Source organism: Terriglobia bacterium, from assembly GCA_036496425.1.
Classification (GTDB): domain Bacteria; phylum Acidobacteriota; class Terriglobia; order 20CM-2-55-15; family 20CM-2-55-15; genus 20CM-2-55-15.
Genome location: DASXLG010000174.1, coordinates 16,894 through 39,491 on the forward strand (window position 1 = coordinate 16,894; position 22,598 = coordinate 39,491).

The 22,598-nt window shown below is 58.4% G+C and carries 20 protein-coding genes; 13 read left to right on the top strand and 7 right to left on the bottom strand.

What is annotated here, in order from left to right:
* Positions 1-2: 2 nt before the first annotated feature.
* From purL to VGK48_12195, 7 genes are all read left to right on the top strand, one after another.
* Positions 3-2,195, top strand: a complete 2,193-nt coding sequence (purL, locus tag VGK48_12165) for a phosphoribosylformylglycinamidine synthase subunit PurL (GenBank protein ID HEY2381925.1) — start codon at positions 3-5, stop codon at positions 2,193-2,195.
* 31 nt (positions 2,196-2,226) lie between these two features.
* A complete protein-coding gene (gene purF / locus VGK48_12170) occupies positions 2,227-3,633 on the top strand; it encodes an amidophosphoribosyltransferase (protein HEY2381926.1) in 1,407 nt (468 codons plus the stop codon).
* Complete coding sequence (purM, locus tag VGK48_12175) at positions 3,633-4,655, top strand: phosphoribosylformylglycinamidine cyclo-ligase (protein HEY2381927.1); 1,023 nt, start codon at positions 3,633-3,635, stop codon at positions 4,653-4,655. Before purF ends, purM begins: the two co-directional genes overlap by 1 nt.
* A gap of 76 nt (positions 4,656-4,731) precedes the next feature.
* On the top strand, positions 4,732-5,349 hold the full coding sequence (purN, locus tag VGK48_12180) for a phosphoribosylglycinamide formyltransferase (GenBank protein HEY2381928.1): 618 nt from the start codon (positions 4,732-4,734) through the stop codon (positions 5,347-5,349).
* Between the two features lie 10 nt (positions 5,350-5,359).
* Positions 5,360-6,595 (top strand): tyrosine--tRNA ligase, encoded by a 1,236-nt coding sequence (tyrS, locus tag VGK48_12185; GenBank protein HEY2381929.1) that lies wholly within the window; start codon positions 5,360-5,362, stop codon positions 6,593-6,595.
* A gap of 106 nt (positions 6,596-6,701) precedes the next feature.
* On the top strand, positions 6,702-7,307 hold the full coding sequence (locus VGK48_12190; protein HEY2381930.1) for a hypothetical protein: 606 nt from the start codon (positions 6,702-6,704) through the stop codon (positions 7,305-7,307).
* Positions 7,308-7,352: 45 nt separating this feature from the next.
* Positions 7,353-8,741: a radical SAM protein gene (locus tag VGK48_12195; protein ID HEY2381931.1), complete on the top strand. Its 1,389-nt coding sequence runs from the start codon at positions 7,353-7,355 to the stop codon at positions 8,739-8,741.
* Between the two features lie 88 nt (positions 8,742-8,829).
* Here the strand turns inward: VGK48_12195 and VGK48_12200 are convergent, their stop codons facing one another.
* A complete protein-coding gene (locus VGK48_12200; protein ID HEY2381932.1) occupies positions 8,830-10,662 on the bottom strand; it encodes a sensor histidine kinase in 1,833 nt (610 codons plus the stop codon).
* A gap of 181 nt (positions 10,663-10,843) precedes the next feature.
* Complete coding sequence (locus tag VGK48_12205; protein HEY2381933.1) at positions 10,844-11,074, bottom strand: AbrB/MazE/SpoVT family DNA-binding domain-containing protein; 231 nt, start codon at positions 11,072-11,074, stop codon at positions 10,844-10,846.
* A 139-nt stretch (positions 11,075-11,213) separates the two neighbouring features.
* On the opposite strand from VGK48_12205, the gene VGK48_12210 reads away from it, so the two are divergent.
* From VGK48_12210 to VGK48_12220, 3 genes are all read left to right on the top strand, one after another.
* Complete coding sequence (locus VGK48_12210; protein HEY2381934.1) at positions 11,214-11,732, top strand: hemerythrin domain-containing protein; 519 nt, start codon at positions 11,214-11,216, stop codon at positions 11,730-11,732.
* Positions 11,733-11,924: 192 nt separating this feature from the next.
* Positions 11,925-12,359 (top strand): hypothetical protein, encoded by a 435-nt coding sequence (locus VGK48_12215; protein ID HEY2381935.1) that lies wholly within the window; start codon positions 11,925-11,927, stop codon positions 12,357-12,359.
* Between the two features lie 74 nt (positions 12,360-12,433).
* Positions 12,434-13,513 carry a hypothetical protein gene (locus VGK48_12220; GenBank protein ID HEY2381936.1) on the top strand — a complete coding sequence of 360 codons (1,080 nt, stop codon included), beginning with the start codon at positions 12,434-12,436 and terminating at the stop codon, positions 13,511-13,513.
* Positions 13,514-13,538: 25 nt separating this feature from the next.
* Here the strand turns inward: VGK48_12220 and VGK48_12225 are convergent, their stop codons facing one another.
* Positions 13,539-14,774, bottom strand: a complete 1,236-nt coding sequence (locus VGK48_12225) for a serine hydrolase domain-containing protein (protein ID HEY2381937.1) — start codon at positions 14,772-14,774, stop codon at positions 13,539-13,541.
* 336 nt (positions 14,775-15,110) lie between these two features.
* Between VGK48_12225 and VGK48_12230 the strand changes: the two genes are divergently transcribed.
* Complete coding sequence (locus tag VGK48_12230) at positions 15,111-16,664, top strand: tannase/feruloyl esterase family alpha/beta hydrolase (GenBank protein ID HEY2381938.1); 1,554 nt, start codon at positions 15,111-15,113, stop codon at positions 16,662-16,664.
* Positions 16,652-18,211 carry a benzoate-CoA ligase family protein gene (locus VGK48_12235; protein ID HEY2381939.1) on the top strand — a complete coding sequence of 520 codons (1,560 nt, stop codon included), beginning with the start codon at positions 16,652-16,654 and terminating at the stop codon, positions 18,209-18,211. Before VGK48_12230 ends, VGK48_12235 begins: the two co-directional genes overlap by 13 nt.
* 30 nt (positions 18,212-18,241) lie before the next feature.
* On the opposite strand, the gene VGK48_12240 is transcribed toward VGK48_12235, so the two are convergent.
* Positions 18,242-19,576 (bottom strand): type II CAAX endopeptidase family protein, encoded by a 1,335-nt coding sequence (locus VGK48_12240; GenBank protein ID HEY2381940.1) that lies wholly within the window; start codon positions 19,574-19,576, stop codon positions 18,242-18,244.
* 111 nt (positions 19,577-19,687) lie between these two features.
* Here VGK48_12240 and VGK48_12245 point away from each other — a divergent pair, with 111 nt between their 5' ends.
* Positions 19,688-20,560 carry a hypothetical protein gene (locus tag VGK48_12245; GenBank protein ID HEY2381941.1) on the top strand — a complete coding sequence of 291 codons (873 nt, stop codon included), beginning with the start codon at positions 19,688-19,690 and terminating at the stop codon, positions 20,558-20,560.
* A gap of 112 nt (positions 20,561-20,672) precedes the next feature.
* Here the strand turns inward: VGK48_12245 and VGK48_12250 are convergent, their stop codons facing one another.
* The 3 genes from VGK48_12250 to VGK48_12260 form a co-directional block, all read right to left on the bottom strand.
* Complete coding sequence (locus VGK48_12250) at positions 20,673-21,218, bottom strand: VTT domain-containing protein (protein ID HEY2381942.1); 546 nt, start codon at positions 21,216-21,218, stop codon at positions 20,673-20,675.
* Entirely contained in the window at positions 21,215-21,946 is a 732-nt protein-coding gene (locus VGK48_12255; protein HEY2381943.1) for a pyridoxine 5'-phosphate synthase, read from the bottom strand. The genes VGK48_12250 and VGK48_12255 overlap by 4 nt, the downstream gene beginning before the upstream one ends.
* A partial coding sequence (locus VGK48_12260) for a dolichyl-phosphate beta-glucosyltransferase (GenBank protein ID HEY2381944.1) occupies positions 21,943-22,598 on the bottom strand: 656 nt, incomplete at its 5' end. The genes VGK48_12255 and VGK48_12260, both read right to left, overlap by 4 nt.

Here is a 22,598-nt window from a genome sequence, read left to right on the forward strand (position 1 = left end):
AAATGATCACAGACGAAATCCTCACCCAGCACGGCATCACCGAAGGCGAATACAAAAAGATCGTCGAGATCCTGAAGCGCGAACCTAACCTCACGGAGCTCGGCATCTTCAGCGTGATGTGGAGCGAGCATTGCAGCTACAAGAGCTCGCGTGTGCACTTGCGCCGCCTGCCGACGAAGGGTCCCGCCGTCCTCCAGGGTCCCGGCGAGAACGCCGGCATTATCGATATCGGCGACGGCCTCGCTGTCGCGTACAAGATCGAATCCCACAATCACCCGTCCTTTATCGAACCGTTTCAAGGAGCGGCCACCGGCATCGGCGGCATTCTCCGCGACATCTTCACCATGGGCGCGCGCCCCATCGCCGCGATGAACAGCCTGCGATTCGGTCCGCTGCACAAGGCGCAGAACAAACGCATCCTCGAAGGCGTGGTGGGCGGTATTGCATTCTACGGAAACTGCTTCGGAGTTCCGACCGTCGGGGGCGAGGTTTACTTCGCCGACAATTACTCCCAGAACCCGCTGGTCAATGCCTTCGCGCTTGGAATCTTCGAGAAAGACAAAATTTTCTACGGCCGCGCCACCGGTGTCGGCAATCCCGTGATCTACGTCGGCGCCAAAACGGGGCGCGACGGCATCCACGGCGCAACGATGGCTTCGGCCGGCTTCGGCGAAGACGCCGGAGCCAAGCGGCCCAACGTCCAGATCGGCGATCCGTTCATGGAAAAGCTTCTCCTCGAAGCCTGCCTCGAAGCCATGCAGAAAGGCCTGATCGTCGGCATTCAGGACATGGGCGCCGCCGGCCTGACCTGTTCAAGCTGCGAGATGGGAGCGCGGGCCGGCACGGGCGTCGATCTCGATCTCGACGCTGTTCCCCAGCGCGAGACCAACATGACCGCATACGAGATCATGCTCAGCGAATCGCAGGAACGCATGCTGCTCGTCGCCGATCGAAGCAAGGAACGGGAGGTGTTCGAGGTCTTCCATAAGTGGGGCCTCGACGCCGTCACCGTCGGCCGCGTCACGAACAACGGCATCCTCCGGGTCCACCAGCAAAGCAAAGTTGTCGCTGAAATTCCGAATGCACCGCTCGCCGACGACGCTCCGGTCTACCAGCGCCCCTTGATGCCGCCGAAATCCACGCTTTCATCCAGGCTCGACGACTACACGTTCCTCGACGGCTGCGAGCCCGCATTCATCGAAACATTCCTTTCCGAAACCGGCGACTGGAACAAGCTGCTGATACTCGCCGCCTCCTCGCCCAATCTCTCAAGCAGACAATGGATCTGGCAGCAATACGACCACATGGTCCAGTCCAACACGATGGTGGGACCTGGTTCGGACGCTGCCGTTGTTAGAGTCAAAGGCACGAAGAAAGCACTGGCAATGACGCTCGATGGCCCCGGCTATCGGGTGGCGAGAAATCCGCGCGAAGGCGCCAGGCTCGCGGTTGCCGAAGCGTGCCGCAACATCGTTTGCTCGGGAGGGCGGCCGCTGGCGGCAACCAATTGCCTCAATTTTGGAAACCCGGAGCATCCGGAAGTGATGTGGCAATTCAGTGAAGTGATCGACGGAATGACGGAAGCGTGCAGTTTCTTCAACACGCCGATCACCGGCGGCAACGTCAGCTTTTATAACGAGACATTCGGCGGAGATATCTATCCGACACCCGTCCTCGGCATGGTCGGCCTTATCGAAGACCTTGCTTTAGTGACGCGATCCTCGTTCCAGAGCGAAGGCGACTCGATCGTTCTCGTCGAGCCTTTCCAGCGCCTCACCGGCAAAGTCGACCTGGAAGAAGAGCGCGCGGTTCAGACTTTTATCGCGTCGGCAATTCGCGACGGGCTCGTGAAATCTGCGCACGATATCACCGAAGGCGGCCTGTCGATTGCGATCGCCGAATGTTGCTATTCGAATCCGCAGCGCGGCGCCGTCGGCGCTGAAATCCAGGTTCCGTCCCACCTCGAGGTGCGGAAAGATCTGTTCGGCGAGTCCTCGTCGCGCGTCATTCTGAGCACATCCCGGCCGGATGAGCTGAGCCGGCGCGCCGGAGAGGCAGGACTGAATTTCCATGACCTGGGAAAGGTTGGCGGTAAGCGGTTGATCCTGAAGTATGAAGGGGTAAATGCCATCGACATCGGCATCGCGGAACTGGAATCGGCGTGGCGACAGGCTCTGCCGAAGCTGGTATCATAGATAGTTTCCTGTAGAGAGAATGGAGTAATCAATGTGCGGAATCTTTGGGATCGCGAATCATGCCGACGCCTCGCAGATGACGTACCTGGGACTCTACGCGCTGCAACATCGCGGACAGGAAAGCACCGGCATCTCATGTTCCGACGGTGAACAGGTTCATACGCATAAGGCGATGGGCTATGTCGCCGATGTCTTCTCGGAAGATGCGCTGGCGAAGCTCAAAGGTGTCAACGCCATCGGCCACACTCGATACTCCACGGCAGGTGACAGCAACGAAGGCAACGCCCAGCCGATCGTCGTCAGCTGCAGATACGGCACGGTCGGCCTCGTTCACAACGGAAATCTGATCAATGCGCTTTCGCTCCGCGAAAAACTCGAACAGGACGGCGCAATTTTCCAATCGACCAGTGACAGCGAAGTCATCCTGCACCTGCTCACCAAATCCGAAGCCGGCGATCTGTTCGGCGCCCTTGGCGAAACACTCAAACAGGTCCAGGGGGCCTTCTCCCTGCTGCTGCTGACGGAAGACTCGCTGATCGGCGTCCGCGATCCTAATGGATTCCGGCCACTGAATATCGGAAAGCTGAACGGCTCATATGTGCTCGCATCCGAAACCTGCGCTTTCGATCTGATCGGCGCGAGCTATGTCCGGGAGGTCGAACCCGGAGAGATCGTTTTGATTCGAGGCGGCGAGTTGAAGTCCGTGCGGGCGTTACACGCGCCGCGCCTCGCGAAATGTATTTTCGAGCATGTGTACTTTTCGCGCCCGGACAGCATGGTCTTTGGACGCTCGGTTCAGGCCAGCCGCGATCAGATGGGACGCATCCTGGCACAGGAAAGCGGAATCGATGCAGATTTCGTGGTGCCGATTCCGGACTCGGGCGTTTCCGCCGCGATCGGGTTCTCGCAGGAGTCCGGCATTCCCTTCGCGTTCGGCCTGATTCGAAATCACTATGTCGGTAGAACCTTCATCGAACCGAAAACGAAGATCCGCAACTTCGGTGTGAAAGTGAAGCTCAACCCGGTTCGGGAGCTTCTGGCCGGCAAGCGCGTCATCCTCATCGACGATTCGATCGTGCGCGGCACAACCAGCCGGAAGATCGTGAAGATGGTTCGCGCGGCCGGGGCGAAAGAAGTTCATATGCGAATCAGCTGCCCGCCGACGCTGTCACCGTGCTTTTACGGCATCGACACGCCGACCAAGAAAGAATTGATCGCGTCGAGCCATACCGTCGAGGAGATCGGAAAATATATTGAGGCGGATTCCCTGGCATACCTGAGCCTGCAGGGCCTGATCCGCGCTGTAAATGGCAAGGGAAACGAGTTCTGTACGGCGTGCTACACCGGCCAGTATCCGATCGATTTTGCGGACATGACTCTGGAGGCCAAAGCTGAAGATCGCCAGCTCGATCTCTGGGAAGTGAGCATGAAAGAGTAATGGGCATCACCTACAAAGACGCCGGCGTCGATATCGACAAATCGAACTCCGCAAAAAAACGGATACGCGAGCTCGCACGGCAGACCTTCACGCCGGGAGTGCTTTCCGACATCGGCTCCTTTGGCGGCATGTTCGCCTGCAACTTTACCGGGATGGCTGAACCGGTTCTGGTTTCGAGCACGGACGGCGTGGGCACAAAACTCAAAATTGCCGTCGCCATGAACCGTCACAATACGGTGGGCGCCGATCTCGTCAATCATTGTATCGACGACATCCTGGTTCAGGGCGCGAGGCCGCTATTTTTCATGGATTACGTCGCCACCGGCCGCCTGAATCCCGATGTCATGGTTTCGGTTGTCGAGGGGGTCGCGCGGGCCTGCAAAGAGGCCGGCTGCGCGTTGATCGGCGGAGAGACCGCAGAGATGCCGGGCTTCTATGCAGACGGAGAGTATGACGTGGCGGGATTCATCGTCGGCATCGTCGACCGAAAGCGCATTCTTGACGGCAAATCCATCCGCCATGACGATCTGTTGATCGGCTTACCGTCGGTCGGCCTGCACACCAATGGATATTCGCTCGCTCGAAAACTGTTCTTCGAAGTTGCCGGACTGACTGCGGATTCGAAGGTTAACGGCCTCGAAGGCACGGTCGGCGAGGAGTTGCTCAAGCCCCACATCAATTACGAGCCGGCCCTGCGCGAGGCCCTCGCGAACAATCTGGTCGAAGGACTGGCGCATATCACCGGCGGCGGGATCACGGAGAATCTGAATCGCATCCTTCCTGAAAATTGCCAGGCGGAAGTGCAGCTCGGCTCGTGGCCGGTGATTCCGTTATGCCGCGTCATGGCGGAGATCGGCAAGATCGAGCGGGACGAAATGTTGCGCGCGACGAATATGGGAATCGGTATGGTCATCGTCGTACGGCCGTCGAACCTGGATGCGCTCACCGCAACTTTGAAGACGCCCTATTACCAGATCGGACGAATCATCCCGGGCGAACCTCGCGTCAGTTACCGCACATGATTCTGAAGAACGGGGAAGGAACAGAAGAGGCACAAAACTCTTTTGCCTCTTCTGCTTCATGTGTTCCTTCCCTTTCATGAAAATCCAACCTGCCAACCGCAGGCTCGGCATTCTGCTCTCCGGCCGGGGTTCGAATTTCGAAGCGATCGCTGACTGCATCTTGTCCGGAAAGCTCAACGCGGAGATCGCTGTAGTCATCAGCAACGTTGAAGCTGCGCCAGGTTTCGGCCGCGCGAAGCAGCGAGGACTTCACACCGCATTCATCCCTTCTCAACAACGCCCTCGAGAGGACTTCGACCGGGACGCCGTCCAAATCCTGAAACAGAACAACGTTTCGCTCGTTGTCCTCGCCGGCTTTATGCGCATTCTGAGCCCGGTCTTCCTGGAAGCCTATCCCTACGGTATCCTGAACATTCATCCGGCGCTGCTGCCGGCGTTTCCGGGGACCGCCGTTCAACAGAAGGCGCTCGACTACGGCGTCAAATTCAGCGGTTGCACGGTGCATTTCGTCGACGACGCGCTGGACGGCGGCCCGATCGTGCTTCAGGCCGTTGTCCCGGTATTGGAAACGGATACGGCCGGCGCCCTTGCGGGCCGCATTCTGGAACAGGAACAGCGGATTTATTCGGAGGCGATCGAGCTGGTTCTGTCCGGCCGCTGTTCCATCGAAGGCCGCCGCGTGGTGCAGAAATAGTGCGAACAAGATGAGCGATTTCAGAACAATTCCCATCGAGCAGCAGCTCGAACGTATCCGGCGCGGGTCGGTCGACATCATCCGCGAGGAAGAGCTGGTGGAAAAACTCAAACGGGCGCAGAAAACCGGCAAGCCGCTCCGCGTCAAGGCCGGATTCGATCCTACCGCGCCGGACATCCACCTCGGCCACACGGTCCTGATCCGGAAGATGAAACACTTTCAGGAACTCGGCCACGCGGTGATTTTCATGATCGGCGATTTCACGGGGTTGATCGGCGACCCATCCGGACGGTCCGCCACCAGGAAGCAGTTGACCGCGGAAGAAGTCAAACAGAACGCGGAGACTTACAAGCAGCAGATCTTCAAGATTCTGGATCCGCAGAAGACCATCGTCGACTTTAACAGCCGCTGGTGCATGGCCCTTGGAGCCGATGGCTTTATCCGTCTTGCCGGCAAGTACACCGTTGCGCGCATCCTCGAACGCGAGGACTTCTCAAAACGCTATACAAGCCAGCAGCCGATCGCGATGCACGAATTGCTGTACCCCATTGTTCAGGGCTACGACTCGGTGGCGCTTGAAGCCGACGTGGAGCTCGGCGGGACGGATCAAAGGTTCAACCTTCTGGTAGGCCGGGACCTGCAGCGGGAATATGGACAGGAGTCCCAGATCGTTTTGACAATGCCGTTGCTTGAAGGGTTAGACGGCGTTCAAAAAATGAGCAAATCGCTCGGCAATTATATCGGGATCAGCGAGCCGCCGAACGAGCAATTCGGAAAAGTCATGTCGATCTCGGATGACCTGATGTTCCGGTACTACGAACTGCTCACCGATATCCCGCTGGCGGAAATCCGGCAGATGAAGCAGGAGATCGCTGCGGGCCGGCGCCATCCGATGGACACGAAGGCCGATCTGGCGGTCCGGATTATTTCCGGCTACCACGGAGCGGACGCCGCGGAGACCGCGCGCGAGGAGTTCAATCGGGTATTCCGCAAAAAGGAAATTCCGGAAGATATCGAAACGAAGGAAATCTCGCTGGCCTCTGGCCCCATCCGCCTGACGAAGCTGCTGGCCAATCTCCATCTCGCGGCTTCCAATGCGGAAGCCCAGCGGCTGATCGAATCGGGCGCCGTTCACGTCAATGAACAGCGGGTTACAGATCCCAAATTCGAGATATCCCAACCCGATAAATACCTTATAAAGGTCGGTAAACGCCGATTCCTCCGTCTGATAGCGCTAAGTGATTGATTTTTCGCAGAATTGAGCTATCATATCGCGGACTCAAGACGCTGATACGGAGCTCATGTTGTTGTTCTTTCTCAGGTGGTACCGTAACACAAAATTTATATTTCGCGTGGCGGCGCTGTCGGCATTCTTGCTCGGATCAGCGTCAGGCTTTGCTTCGCCAACCTACATAGCTCCGGGCGGCGTTTCATATAAGACAACGCTGGGGATCGATCTCGACGGCGATCACATTCCGGAAACCGCTACGATTCGCCAGCAGGGTTCGTTCTACCAGGTCAGCATTCATTTCTCTACCGGACGTCCAAAGCTCAAGCTCCGGACATTCGTCGGTGACGATGTCGCGGGTTTGACGATTGAAATCACGGATATCAACAGCGATTCCGAAGCCGATCTTGTCATATCGAGTGCGACTTCGACCCGGCCGATCGCGGTCTGGCTGAATCGCGGCAGTGCCAATTTTCAGCGCGTCAATGTTCGGGCTTACGGATTTTATGGCCGGTTCACCGGTCCCCGATGGCGGGAAAAGCCCGGCAATCATCGGGCTCCAGCAGGCAGCCTTTCGAACGACCGGCTACTCCAGGCCGAACTTGGCGATTCCTTTAGTTTCAGCCCAGACTTGCAGGATCTCGTTTCGTCCCAGACTCATCCGTCAGCGTATCAGTTCTGGCTGGTGGAGGTCGCTCCCCGGGGCCCGCCTTCTGCTCCGCACGTCTAGTCTGCCGGCTGTTTCACTTCTTGCTAACACTTATCTGGAGGCTGCATGCGCGTGGTTATCGCGGACCTTAAAGGCCGTGGAGGATTTGTAAACAAGGATACGGTGGTTGGTGGGTACGGCTCGAGATTTCGAGGTTTTTCCTGGACAACGAATTGGATCGAACGCGCTCGAAAGCTCTTCCAGAACGTACCCAGCATTCATTGCGGCTATCTCGCCGCAATTTTTGAGAAAGCGGGCCACGAAGTCCGCATTACTAACGAAGAATTCGTTGACGGCGATATCGCGCTGATCCTCAGCTCGCTCGTCGATTATAAGCACGAGATCGAATGGGCGCGCGAAGCCAAGAAGCGCTTCGGCCTGCGGGTCGGCTTCTTCGGCGCGGTTGCGACCCACATGCCTGAGCTGATTCAGGATGATGCGGACTTCGTCATCAAAGGAGAGCCGGAAGCCGCGGCCATGCGTATCGCTGCCGGCGAAGTACCTGAAGGACTCATGGCCAGTCCCGCCATCGACGACCTGGACACTCTGCCTTTCCCGGCGTGGCAGCTCTTTAATCCGGGCCGGCACGCGGTCGGCAGATCGATTCGCGCATCGCGGCATTCGTTCCCGATCCTGTCGAGCCGGAGTTGTCCGGAACACTGCACATATTGCCCGCACCGGATCACGGCCCCCTATCGCGCGCGAACGGCCGAAAACGTCGTGGAAGAGATCGAACATATCTGCAAAAAATACGGCCAGGCATACCTCATCTTCCGTGACCCGCTATTTACAGAGGAGCGCGAGCGCGCCGTGGGAATTGCCGAGGGTATCCTCCGGAAGAAGCTGGATGTCAAATTCGAGTGCGAGACGCGACTCGACGACCTCGATAAGCCGCTGCTCGACCTGCTGCACCGCGCCGGGCTGAACACAATCACGTTCGGCGTCGAGTCGATGGACCCGGCAACGCTGAAACGAGTGGGACGCCGGCCGATTCCGCCGGAGCACCAGAAGGACATCATTGGTTATTGCCGCGACAAACGCATCACGACTGAAGGTTTCTATGTCATCGGCTTTCTCACCGACACGATGGAAAGCATCCGGGCCACCATCGACTATTCGATCGATCTTGGAAGCACGGCGGCGCTCTTCAAAGTGCTGACCCCGTTTCCAGGCACTCCGTTATTCAAGCAAATGAAGCCGCTGGTCAGCGAGACCGATTGGGAAAAATTCGACGGTTACACGCCGACATTCAAACATCCCAATATGACCAATGACGAACTACGCCATCTGCTGGGTCTGGCTTATGTGCGGTTCTACGTTCGCCCGTCGTTCGGGTTGAATTACCTCGGCATCAAAACACCGAGCGAGGCGTTCGAACGGCTGGAGGCGTACGCCAAGAAGCGGCAACTCGAAGAACATTTCGCATTTTTTGAGGCCAGAGCCGGCGATCAGTAATCCACATGGCTTGGGCGACACCGCCGGAACTTATTGCACCATTGCATCTGATGCAATGGTGCAATAAGAAGTTTCCGGTCCTCCCGAATCAGGCCGGAACTTTCTTCCGCAGATCCAACGCAGGCAGCGTGAAATAGAACGTCGTCCCCCGCCCAACCGTGCTATCCACCCACATCCTTCCTCCGTGCGCCTCAACCAGCGTCCTTGCGATGAACAATCCCAGGCCCATCCCGCTGCGGGTCTTCTGCATCTGCCAGTACGGCTCGAAAATCCTGCCCAGCGCCTCGCCCGGAATCCCGGGCCCGGTGTCCGCGACCGAAACCTGGATGTCGCCCTGAAGCCGCGCCGCCGTAACCGTTATCTTTCCGCCCTTGGGAGTAAACTTGAGCGCATTCCCGAGCAGGTTATCGAGCACCTGCGTGATTCTACCCATGTCCCCCGCGATCCTCGGCAAACCCGGCACGACGGTCGTAAAAAACTCAATCTCTTTCTCCCGGGCAAGCAATCGAACTCTTTCCAGCGCGGGTTCGACGGCATCCTCAACCGTGCACTCCTGAAGATCCACATCCAGATGTCCCGCCTGAATTCTCGCCACATCCGTTAGATCGCCGATCAGCTGATTCATGTGCCGCGCGGTGCGTTGCAGCATGTGGAGGTTGTTTTTGATCGGATCGATCTCTCCTGGGCGAGTTTCGAGCATCTGGATCAGAACGTGCGATCTCAACAATATCGTGTTGATCGGATTCTTCAGGTCATGGGACACGATCGCCATCATGTCGTCCCGGGCCTGCACCGCATGCTGGAACGTCGTGTTCGATGCGATCAGCCGTTCGCGATGCCGGATGATCAGAAAAAGGGCAAAACTGACGGCTGCCGTCAAAAAGAGCAGAGCGATGACGAGTTCACGCACTCGGTGATATGGCGTGAACGCTTCCGCGACCTCCATCTCCGTCGCGAGACCCATTCCGAGTTGGTTGTCCCAGAGCCACGCTCCGATAACCGGTACACCGCGGTAGTCGCGATACCCCTGGAGGTCCATTCCGGAGCGGCCCTCGATAGCGCTCTGCGCCGCACGCGTCAGCGGCTGCTGATCCCTCGGAACTCTGGGCTTATACCCCTCAATGGTATTGCCGCCGGGATCTCGAATTTCGAGATTCAGTATGCTGTCGGCATCGCGCGGGATGAGTCCGGCTTTGCGCAATTGGTCTTCAAAGCGGCTCTCCGTGACGAGCCTCCCGCTGCGATCGAACGCATACGTTTCGCCGGTGCTCTCCAGACGTCCGAGGCGGGCGGCCCGCGTGAAATCTCTTCGAGGATCGAGACGCAACGCCAATGCCGCGATCACGTTTCCCTTCTCATCATGGATCGGAGCGCCCGCCGTCATGACCGGATACTGCCGTCGGGTGTTTTCATCGAGTAACAGCGAGGACCGGAAAGGCAGCCCCAGGGTAGTCTTACCGGCCATGGCCCGGACCAGCACGTCGTGGTTGTGGGCGCCGCTGTCCTTGATCCCGACGGTTTCATCGAGTTCCGCCGCGATCTGCACGTCGTCCGGCGCGATCACGGCGAAGCTTGGAAACTGGGTTAAGTCCAGCGCCGGCGCAACCGCCTGCCGGATCTCTTTCAGTGCAGGGCTGCTCGTCAGGGCCTTTGAATTCCGTGGAACTTGAAGCTGACGTTCGACGCCTTCACGGAGTTTGCTGCTGTTCGCGAGTACCGCAACGTCGACCTCCGTCTGCTCGGCCCAGTTATCCAACGCCTTGTCTGTCGTGGACAGGACCGCCTGAAGCGAACTGGCAAGCCGGTCGTTCACATGCAACTGAATGCGGTCCAGAATCCAGAAAACCGCAACCGCCAGGAGCACGATCAGCGCAATTGGAACGACGATCACCCGATGAAATTGGTGTTTTCCCTTCGGCATACCGAGGACTGCAGAAATGAACTTCCTTTTTCAAAATACTCCATTGCGGGAAAAGGAAGCAAAGGGTGTGCCCCATAATAAAGAAGGGATAAGAATAGCCACAAAAGGCAACGCGTACAGATACTCAAGGGATCTCAGGTAGTGGAGCGATCAGCTCGATCCACGAGAGTTGGTTTCACGCTTACTTGCGCGTCAGGGCGAGGATCTCGTCCGTACTCATTTTAACGTTCCCGGTTCCTCTTAGCTTCGCAACGATATCGGCGCCTCTGCCTCGGGCACTCTTCGCCGGAACCTTGATCAGCCGCACCGTATTTCCACGGACCTCGAAATCGACTTCCGTATTGGGGAAGATGCCGAGCTTCTCGCGAACCTCGATCGGGATCGTCACCTGACCTTTCGATGTGACGCGCATGGTATTACTCCTACAAGTAATACTAAGCATTCTTCGCCATTGCTGCCAGCTCAACACTTAGGCCGAACAGCCGGGACTGCTGTACCGGCAGCGCGAGGCATTCACAATCCGGTATCCTATCAAAATGGTATCAAGCCCAATGTACGTGCAAATCGGCCCGCCAAAAGAACCTTCCGACGTCGTGGACCTGCTCCTGGAATGTCACGACCGCATCCGGACGTTCATCGGTCTCGCGGCGCGGCTCGCAAAAACCGAACAGGCCTCTCCGGATGAAATTCGCGATGCAGCGTCCCGCGTGGCGCGTTATTTTTCCGATGCGCTCCCATTGCATGTGGCGGATGAAGAACAAAGCATTTTGCCCCGGCTTGCCGGCCGCAGCCCGGAGCTGGACAGCGCGCTCGAAACGATGAACCGGGAACATAGGGAACACGAGCGTCCCTTGCACGTGCTCCTGGAAACCTGCAATGTGCTGAGGAATTCGCCGAAGATGCTCGATCATGTGCGCGAAACACTCACGGGCGCGGTGTCCGAACTCGAACGAGGTTATGCCGCGCATCTACAGGAAGAAGAGCGGATCATTCTTCCCGCCATCCGGACTCTTCTGTCGCCGGCAGAGAAAGCCGAAGTCGAATTGGAACTGAGGGCGCGCCGCCGATGATGTCCAGGGCGGTAACGCGGGTCCGCGAGCGCGGAGCGCTTCTGGTTTTTCCTATCAACAATCGGGAGGATCCAAAGTCGCTGTGGTCGGAGTTCTTTCCGAAGACCGAGATGGTCTGGGACTGGAATGAAGACGGCGACGCGCGGGTGGCCGGCATGTGGCAATTGATGAAACGTCTTTCGGGCAGCGGGGATGTCGTTTACTCCAAGTGGTACCAAGGCCGCGACATTCTTTTCGCAGGAGCTGTTTACCGCCATGCTGGCCTTGCGGCGCCGGAGTTCCGATCCACGCCGTGGGATCTCACGCGCCGCAAAAACCTTGATCGAGATTCTCGAGAATAATTCGCCGCTCTCGACCAAGGAATTGAAACGCGCGGCGGACCTGCAAGGGCGAGCGAACGAAGCCGAGTATGGACGGGCAATGAAAGATTTGTTTTCGAGATTGCTGATTGTGGGCTTCGGGGAAGTGGAGGACGGAGCCTTCCCCTCCCTGGCCGTCGGCGCGACCGAGTTGCTATTCTCCGATATATGGACGCAGGCCAAAGAAATGCGGCAGAGCGAAGCCGAAACACTTGTCAATCGCTTCATGCCCCCGGGATCGAAGTTCCGCCGTTTCTTCGACAAATGATCGCAGGCGCGTTCATCTTTACTTCAGAGTCACACTGAGCGACACTCAGATTCTGATCGCGAAGGGAGAACGCCATGTTCCACCTCAGAGCATTTTCTTCGAGGATTCTTCTCGTCCTGATTGCCATTCCTGCACTCCCTCTGCTGGCGCAGGTTTCGAGCGTCACCATTCCAACCGCTCCGACGCCGGCCGACCCCTATGAACTCGTCACCGGCGCGATTTCCGCTCTGACGGAACCGGCCGACCGCGTCGCGGCGATGAATCTCATCCGAACCGCAGCAAAAAACGGTATCAGCCACAATGCGGAAATGAATCCGTTCGATTACCAGGTCAAGTTCAATGCAACTGGAAATGTGGCGGATACCGGATCGGGTGAGCTTACGGAAACCTGGCTGTCCGGGCAGAATTGGCGCGTCACGATCAGCCTCGGAAATTATTCGATGATCCGCTACGGCTATTCCGGAAAGGTCGGGGATCAGATTCCCGTCTCGAGACTTCCCATGCGTGCACAGATGCTGCGCAACGAAGTACTGTGGGCGATCGGCAATGTGAACGGAGGAGTGCCGGCGGGCGTTCGCGTATCGAATGCGGCATTGAACGGCGAGCCGGTGACGTGCGTCCTGCTTTCCGGCGTCAACGGAGCGATGGCCCAAACGCAATCCCGGCTCTGGCTTGAAAACGAATACTGCGTTTCAACTTCGACGGGATTGCTGCAGGTTCATTCTCCGGTCCCCGGCACATATACGGTATTCGGCTATTCGCGAAAGCTGCAATTCCACGGCAAGTTCATGCCCGACCACTTTACAACCTACGTTGCCGGGGTACAGGTCATCACGGCGGATATGGTGGTCAAGGATCCCGCTTTAAGTTCCGCACAGCTACGGCCGCCGGAGGCCATCCCTGTCGGACGTGGCGGAGTCGTCCTTTCCGAACCCGCGCGCATGCAGCTGAACCTGCCAGGATCGTCGAACGTGATGGGTACGGTTGTGATCCGAACGGCGTTCAATAACCAGGGACAAGCGACGGATGCGGAAGTTTCTTCTGCATCGGATCGAAGCCTGATCGATGCCGCAATGTCTAAAGCAAAGCACTTCGAGTTTCATGGTTCAAACGAAGCGTATCTGACCGTCCGATTCAGTCCCCAAGCGGAATAGGGCGCGATGGCGCCCCATTATTTTCCTACTCGACCACCGATTGCAGTACCGCGTTTTCGAAATCCCGGATCATTTCCTGATTGGACGTCTGAACCAGCAGGAGGCCCACGAGTTTTTCCTTTGGATCAACCCAGAAGTGGGTGCCAAAGGCACCTTGCCAGCCGAAGGAACCGTTCGAAAGATACGTGCCCCGCGCGACGGCGTCAGTAATCACGCGAACGCTTAATCCCCAGGCTTCGCCTCGAGCGCGGCCGGGCAGCGTGTCGGGCGCAAAAGGAGAGCCCATCAATTCAACCGAACGGGGACTCAGAAGCCGCTTGCCGTTGAGTTGGCCGCCGTTCACCAGCATCTGGGCGAATTTGACATAGTCGTCGGCCGTACTCGAGAGGCCGCCGCTACCGGAAAAGTAAGTGGTCGGCGGAGCGGGCTGATTCGCAGACTTCTCGAGGCCTTTCGCCGTCTTCTGATACATCGTAACGACGCGGGATTTCTGCGGCTCGCTGATATTAAAGAAGGTGTCCTTCATTCCCAGCGGATCGAAGATCCGCTGCTTCAGGAACTGATCCAGGCTCTGTCCGGAAACGATTTCGACGATTCTTCCCAACGTGTCGAAGCCGGCGCCCGGACTATAGCTCCAGCGGCTGCCAGGTTGAAATTCGAGCGGGACCTGGCCCAGGCGCGGGATATAGTCGGCGAGTGTCTCTCCAGGCTTTCTCTGGATCTTCCCGGCTTCAGCCGTGCTGATGCTGCCGCTCACCAGGCCGGACGTATGGGTTAACAGGTCTTTGATCGTGATCTCACGCTCCGCAGGCACCGCATAAAAACGCGGCGCGGCGCCTCGCGCTCCCGCCTGCCCTGGAGCCGGCTGCGCGACTGCAACTTTCAATTCTTTGAACTCCGGAATGAATCTCGAGACGGGGTCCGTGAGCCGCACCTTTCCTTCTTCCATCATCATTAATATCGCTGTACCGACGATCGGCTTTGTCATGGATGCGATCCGGAAAATGGCATCCTTCGTCATCGGCTTATTCGTTTCGATGTCCATCACGCCCTGGGCATCCAGGTACGCAATTTGTCCATTCCGCGCAACGAGCGTTACGGCGCCGGAGATGTCCCGCGCCGCGATTCTGCGCTCCATGAGGTCGTGTACACGCTTCAAACGTTCCGAGGAGAGGCCAACCTGCTCCGGTTTGGCAGTCTGTGCCAGTACGCTGGTGTACGCGCAGATGACAAACACGATCGACAAGACGATGCGTTTCATAAGGTCTCCTGTTGTTGGGGATCAACGGTCAGGAACATATACAAAACGCGGGATCAATGCGAGAAATTCGTGAGCAACACACTCGAATTCAACATGGTGTGTGAGCGACCCCCTGCCGCCGCTTCGCGGCGGCTGTCCCCCTTTCCAAGGGGGACAGTACCCCTCCGCCAACTCTCCCCCTGATACAGGGGGGAGAGCCGCGAAGCGGCAGGGGGCCGCTCACACACCATGTCGAAATCGAGTCCGGTGCAAACGAGCAATATATTGCAATTGCGCCTCATAACGCCCGGTACTATAGTGCGGCCGTTCCGTAATCGACAGTTCGCGAGGAGATCCATGAAGGCGCAAGCTTTGCTTATCGTGACCATTTCCGCCCTGATCTTTTCCGCCGGCAGTCTTATGGCTGCGCCGGCTGTCAGCTGTGAGCAACTTGGATCATTCCAGCTGAAGAATGTGAGCTCCATCACCGCAAAATCGGTCCCGGCGGGAACGTTCGCGCCGCCCGCCGGCGCGCCGCTTCAGGATCTGCCGGCATTCTGCCGCGTCTCGATCATGATCAAGCCCCGGATTAATATTGAGGTCTGGCTTCCGCTCATGTGGAACGAACGATTCCAGGCAGTTGGCGGAGGCGGCTATGCCGGATCGATCTCGTGGCCTGCACTGGCCACTGCCTTGCGCAGTGGATACGCGACTGCTTCGACGGACACCGGTCACGATGGCGCAACCCAACAAGGCGGAAGTTTCGCGCTGAATAAAGACGGGACGCCGAACCCGCAACTGGTCGAAGATTTCGCCTTCCGCTCGCTTCAGGAACTGACGATGCAATCGAAGGAGCTGATCAAAGCCTTCTACGCGGCGAAGCCGAAATATTCCTACTGGAACGGCTGTTCGACCGGCGGCCGCCAGGGCTTGATACAGGCGCAGCGTCTGCCCGGCGGCTATGACGGCATACTCGCCGGCGCACCGGCGATCAATTGGGATCGCTTCATTCCGGCGGAACTCTGGCCGCAGGTCGTCATGAAGCAGGAGGCCGGCGGACCCATCGCAGCGTGCAAACTGAACACGGTGACGAGTGCCGCGATTCGCGCCTGCGACAGCTTTGATGGCGTTATGGACGGCGTACTGGAGGATCCGCGGCGCTGCAAGTTCGACCCCGTGGCCTTGCAGTGCGCAGCCGGAGCGACGCCCGACTGCAATTGCCTTACAGCCGGCGAAGTCGCGGCAGTGCGCAAAATCTGGGACGGTCCACGTTCGAAGGATGGTGACCGGCTGTCGTATGGGCTCACGCGTGGAGCACCCCTGGCGGCGCTGTCCGGTAACGCCGCTTTTTCCATTTCCGCGGATCATTTCAAATATTGGGTGGAACGCAACCCGTCGTTCGACTGGCATACACTGGACTACCCCGGCTTCGAGTCGGAATTCCAGAAGTCGCGGGCGCAGTTGAATCGCGTAATCGGATCCGACGATGCAGATCTTCACCAGTTTCACCGGGATGGCGGCAAGGTTCTCCTATGGCACGGCCTGGCGGATCAGCTCATCTTTCCGGAAGGTACGATCGATTATTACGAGCGCGTTGTAGACAAGTCTGGAGGCCTCAAGGAGACTCAAACCTTCGCCCGGCTCTTCCTCGCGCCCGGAGTGGGCCATTGCGGCGGCGGCAGCGGTCCGAACTCGTTCGACCTGTTCGGAGAGCTTGTAAAGTGGGTCGAGTCCGGGCAGGCTCCCGAACGCATCATCGCTTCGCGTACTCAAAACGATCAGGTCGTACGCACGCGCCCGCTTTGCGCGTATCCAAAGGTTGCGACGTATTCGGGAAGCGGCAGCACAGATGACGCGAAAAATTTCGTCTGCGAAACGCCGTTCGATTACACCAACCGATGGATCAAGTGACGAGCGGCCTTCCAGATCGGTACAACCTGGCCGACGACTTTGTTGACCGGCACGTCCGGGAGGGCCGCGGCGCAAAAGTCGCCATCGCGTGTGAATCAAGGACGCTCACCTACTCTCAACTTGCGGAGCAGGTGAACCAGGCCGGCAACGCGCTCATCGCCCTGGGAATTCAGGAAGAACAGCGCGTCATGGTCCTGCTTCCCGATATTCCCGAGTTTGCCGTGGCATATTTCGCGGCGATGAAGATCGGCGCTGTCGCCGTTCCGACAAGCACGGCGTTGCGCGCCGCCGATTACGCATACTTCCTCGATGAAAGCCGGGCCCGCGCATTGATTATCCACTCGTCGATTTATGAGCAGGCCTCACCGGCTCTGGCGAACCGCAAGTACCTTCGGCATGTGATCGGGTGCGGCGATCGGGTTGAAGGACTTTGCTCCTGGGAGGACTGGCTTTGGGCCTCGTCCCCTGTACTGCAGGCGGCCGAAACCGCCGGAGACGATGCGGCCTTCTGGCTGTGGACTTCCGGCAGCACCGGCCATCCCAAGGCCGCAGTCCACCTGCACAAGGACTGGGCGCATTGCTGCACCAATTACGCGCGCGGAATTCTGGGGATTCGAGCGGATGACATCACATTTTCCGCCTCGAAGCTGTTTCATGCTTATGGCCTCGGCAACGGCCTGATGTTTCCGTTTCATGCCGGCGCGAGCACGGTGATGTATTCCGGCAAACCGCACGCAACAGCCGTCTTGAAAACCGTGCAAGACATGAAGCCGACGCTGTTCTTTTCCGTTCCGACGCTCTACGCGGCAATGCTTCAGGAATCGGATCAGAGGCACTATGACATCTCGAGCGTGCGTCTCGCCGTTTCGGCGGCAGAGCCTTTGCCCGCCGAAATCTTTCGCCGCTGGAAGCAACGCTTCGGCATCGAGATCCTTGACGGGATCGGCTCCACGGAAGTGCTCCACATCTACATCTCCGCATCGCCGGGATGCGTCAAGCCCGGCAGCTCCGGACAGCCTGTACCGGGCTACGATGTTCGCATCCTCGATTCGGACGGGCTCGAAGCTCCCGCAGGCTGCATCGGAGACCTGTGGGTTCGGGGACCAAGCACTTCACCGGGATATTGGAAGCGCCCCGCGCTGACACGGGCCCGGATGCGCGGTGACTGGTTTGTCACCGGCGACAAGTACTATGTCGACGAAGACGGTTACTACTGGTACGCGGGACGCAGCGACGATATATTTCGCGTCTCCGGCCAATGGGTCTCTCCGAATGAAGTGGAAAGCACGCTGATGGAACATGGCGTCGTGGTTGAAGCCGCGGTCGTCGCGTTCGAGGAAGAGACGCGACTGCTCACTCCAAAAGCATTCGTCGTTTTGAAAAAAGGTGTACCGGGCACGGCCGAACTCGTCCGTGAGCTTCAGGAGTTCGTCAAACAGCGGATCACGCCCTACAAGTATCCCCGCCGCATCGAATTTCTCCCCGAACTGCCCAAGAGCGCAGCGGGAAAAGTCCTTCGCTATAAATTACGGAACAAGCAGTCTTGAGCCTCTTGTGCTTCTTGTGGTTTCTTCCCCCTAGCTGCCGCTCCCGCGCAACAACGCCAGGGCGAGTGTGATCACCAGAAAATTGTTGAATGCGTGAGCCGCCATCGGCGCGATGATGGATCCGCGCCATTCGCGCAACGCGGCAAGGGACATCGCAATGGAACCGAGCGCGGGAATGGCGGCCCAACCCTGCGGATGGATGACGGCAAAAAGGCAGGACACCACGGCCGCGCTGAACGCCCATCCCCAGCGGCCGCGCAGATGGTGAAAGAGCGCACCGCGAAACATCGTTTCTTCAAGCACGGGAGCCCACACGCATGCGATTCCGTAGAGCACGAGAATGTTGCCCTGCAGCAGCGGCGTGATCGCATCGCGCGGCACAGTTCCGGTAATTCGAATAAGAATCACAGTAACCAGAATGCCGGCTCCGACAATCGGGAGACACGCCAGATAGCCTGCAATGCCGGATGCAAATTCCCACCACCAGCCCCGCCCGGAATACCAGCCCAGCGCGGTTCGCCAATCCTCCGCCGGGCCGGCAGTTCTTACGATTATCAGAATGACCGCAGGAATGATCAGCCATGCCACCCAATTCCAACTCGGACTCGAAAGGCCCACCCAACGAATCGCCAGACCCAGGAGAACGAAGAGAACGAGGTACAGCGCGAAACCCTTCAGATATGCCGCGGAGCCATCGGGCTGCGAAACATAACCGGGCCGGATCTTGCCTTTGCGCCAGCAGACGATCGCGGTAACCGACAGGCCGAGCGACACGCCAACCAGCCCCAACATCCCGGCGGCTAATACACCCAGAAGAAAAAAAGTACGCCGGGCCGCTCGATCGATCGATTTCCTCGCTTCGTCAACCTGCCGTCTATCCGACGCCAACGCCATCCGCCCAAAATATTCGTACCGTCGAATCAAACGGCCGGCTTCTCCCGGACGCAGCGCCCTCGTTCCGTCCATATATATCGTGTGAAGCGCCGCGAGATCCCGCGTAACTTCCGGTGCACTCTGCGCCCCCGGCGATATGTCGAGTTTCGACAGCGCGGCAGCCTTACCTTGCAGGTAACCGGAAAGAATCGCTACTCGCACTTTATCTTCCGGCGACCGCGCCTCGCTTTCCATTTCCTTCATCACACGCAGCCCCTGGTCCGCGGATAACGATCTGGACGCGATCGCCTCCTGCGCCATTATCTTCATCCTCAGGTCCGTGACCGCCCCCTCGTTGCTGGAGGTTCCCGCGCGGACGGCATTCGCGGCAATCAGAAGAGCAACCATCACCAGGATGATCAGCCATGCCAGAATCTGACCCCGCCGGGGCTGTGGTGCTGGTTTCAATTCCGAAACGGCATCAGTGCGCATAAATTACTTTCGTGGCCTGTAGTGTCCGAAGGCGTTGAGTTGAACACCATCCGCAAGCATGTAATGATATGTGGTCCAATAGGGCGACAGTGATCAATTCTGAGGTGAAGGATGTCCGAACCGACCAACAAATCGCAAAGCATCGCGCCGATGCTGCGGGGTTATTCCGTTGAAATCAGCCCGACTAATGAAAAAGTAGTTGCATCCGCGCTGGAGCGGCTCGAGCCGGGGACCGAGGTGTATCTCACCTGGATACCGGGCGAGGACGTTTTCCGGGCTATCGCGCCCGCCGGAGCGCTGCGTAAAAAAGGGCTGTTTCCGGTGCCGCATATCGGAGCGCGCCATCTCGAGAGTGTGGCACAACTCGATGATCTGCTTGGCCGTTTCGCCGCTGAAGGCGTCGATCGAGTTCTGCTTATCGGCGGCGAGCGCGATAAGCCCCTCGGCCCTTTCGACGCCACCATTCAGGTCATGCAAACGGGCCTGCTCCAGAGACACAAGATCATGCGCATCGGAATCAGTGGATTTCCCGAAGGCCATCCCAAGCTTTCAGAGCAGGTGCTGGGTGAATCGACGGTCGCGAAAATGAAGTACGCCCGGGAGATCGGCCTTGAGGTCTCGGTCGTCACGCAGTTTGCTTTCGAAGGCGGGCCGATTGCCGAGTGGCTCAAAAAACTCCGCGGGATGGGCGTCGATATACCGGTACGCATCGGGCTTGCGGGACCGGCGGGCATCGCAACCCTGACGCGCTATGCAATCGCGTGCGGCGTCGGCAACTCCATCCGCGCGCTTACCAAATCCGTTTCGTTCGGACGCCTGCTGACCGAACGTGATCCGGAGCCTGTCATACGTGAACTCATGTCCGCAGCTCCGAATGGAGATCCTTCCGCGCCGCCATTGGGAGTTTCCGCGCTGCACTTTTATACATTTGGCGGCATCAAGAAAACCGTCGATTGGATCAGCGGGGAGCGCACTAAGACCTAACGTAAAGGGCATCAAAAACGGCCGCCACCAACTGGCCTCGTGAGCGACCCCCTGCCGGCCGCTTCGCGGCCGGCAGGGGGTCGCTCACACACCATGTTGAATCGAAGCGGATCTACTCGACCGGCGGTTCTCCCTGAGCTCCGGATCGTGAGAGCCAGCGGAAGAACAGGATGACAATCGCTGCGGGAATGACCGGCGCCCACCAGGCTTTGATTCCGAGCGCGGACATCGAGGTCGGGCCGAGTTGAAGCACGATGAGCATAATCGCCGCTGCCCAGGCGATGGCGCTAATGAGACTCAGCCCGGAAAAGGTAATGGCGGCGACGCCGGAGTAGGCGCAGGCGACAGGAATCGCAATTCGCAATCCGGGCAGGAAGCGCACCGCCAGGATGAGTTTTGTCGCATGGCGGTGCATCCGCTCCTGCATGGCCCTGCGCCGGCGCGCAATATTCTCGAACTTGTTCAGCCACGAACTTAGAGGGCCGCGCGCGGCGTAGTACCAGAACTGGTCGCCTGCCCAGCCTCCGAACGAACCGGAAACGAGAACACCAAACGGATTCAAGCGGCCGAGCGATGCTGCCACGACGGCAGCTACATAAACGACTTCGCCCTCGAGCGCCGCCGCAGCGAGAATGCCGAGATAAGGCCAGAAGCTCATGATGCCGACAAAAGCTCCAGCATGGCGCGAACGGACTGCTCCAACCCCACCAGCGCAGCGCGGGCAATGATGTTGTGTCCGATATTCAACTCTACAATCTGGGAAATCTGAGCGATGGCGCGAACGTTGCGGTATGTCAGCCCGTGGCCCGCCAGCACCTGCATGTTTTTCGAATGGGCAAATTCCGCGGCCGTTGTCACGGCCTGAAGCGCGTCCATGCCTTCCTTCGCCGGACGATTGGTCAACGTGGCATCCGAGTAGCGCGCGGTATTGATCTCGATCATGCGCGCGCCAAACCCGAGCGCCGCGCGAATCTGCTGCTCGGACGGATCAATAAAGAGGCTGACACTTATATTGTTGGATTGAAGACGCTTGATGGCATTCGTGATTGCCTGCTGGTTGCGCGTGCAATCGAGCCCGCCGGTGGTCGTGATCTCGCCGGGAAGTTCCGGCACGAGCGTCACCTGGTCCGGAATCACATCGAGAGCGATTCCGAGCATCTCTTCGGTCGCAGCCATTTCGATGTTCAGTTTCGTTTTGATTGTTTCACGCAGGATTTTCACGTCCCGGTGCTGGATGTGCCGCCGGTCGCCGCGCAAATGAACGGTGATGCCGTGCGCGCCGGCCAGTTCGCAGATCGCGGCGGCGGCCACAGGATCGGGTTCGTTGGTGCGGCGGGCTTCGCGAATCGTCGCGATGTGATCGATGTTGACCGACAGGAGCGTCATGAGTACCTTCCGATTGCTGCGTTCCAACGGATTCTCGCGAGATCGAAGAACATGCGCACGCCGTCCCGGAAAAAGCTGACCTTGCTGCCTTCGGCATGGCTCCAGCGAACCGGCGTTTCGCAGATCTTGAGTCCGCGTCTTTTTGCCAGGAATAAAAGCTCGGCGTCAAAACCGAAACCCGGCGTCGTCTGCATTTCAAAAACCCGCCGGCATTTCTGCCGCTCGAACAGTTTGAAGCCGCACTGCGTGTCGTGCAGGGGCAGGCCGAGCAACAGGCGAACCATCAGGTTAAAGACGATTCCGCCCGTTTCCCGCAGTGGGGATTGATGTTTCTGGATGTAGCTTCGATCTACCGCTCGCGAGCCGATAACCACATCGGCGGCCTGCTTCACGGCGACGTCGAAAAGTTTCGCGGCTTCTTCGATCGGCGCGGACAAGTCGGCATCGGTAAACAGAACATAGTCGCCGGTTGCCGCAAGCACGCCCTGCCTGACCGCGTATCCCTTGCCGTGATTCTCGTTGTTCTTGACGAGGCGCAATCCTTCGATGCCGGCGCCATTCACGATCTCACTGGTATTGTCGCGGGAACCGTCGTCCACCACGATAAGTTCACAGGAAATCGGCGACTGGCGCATGAATGCGTCAATTTGTT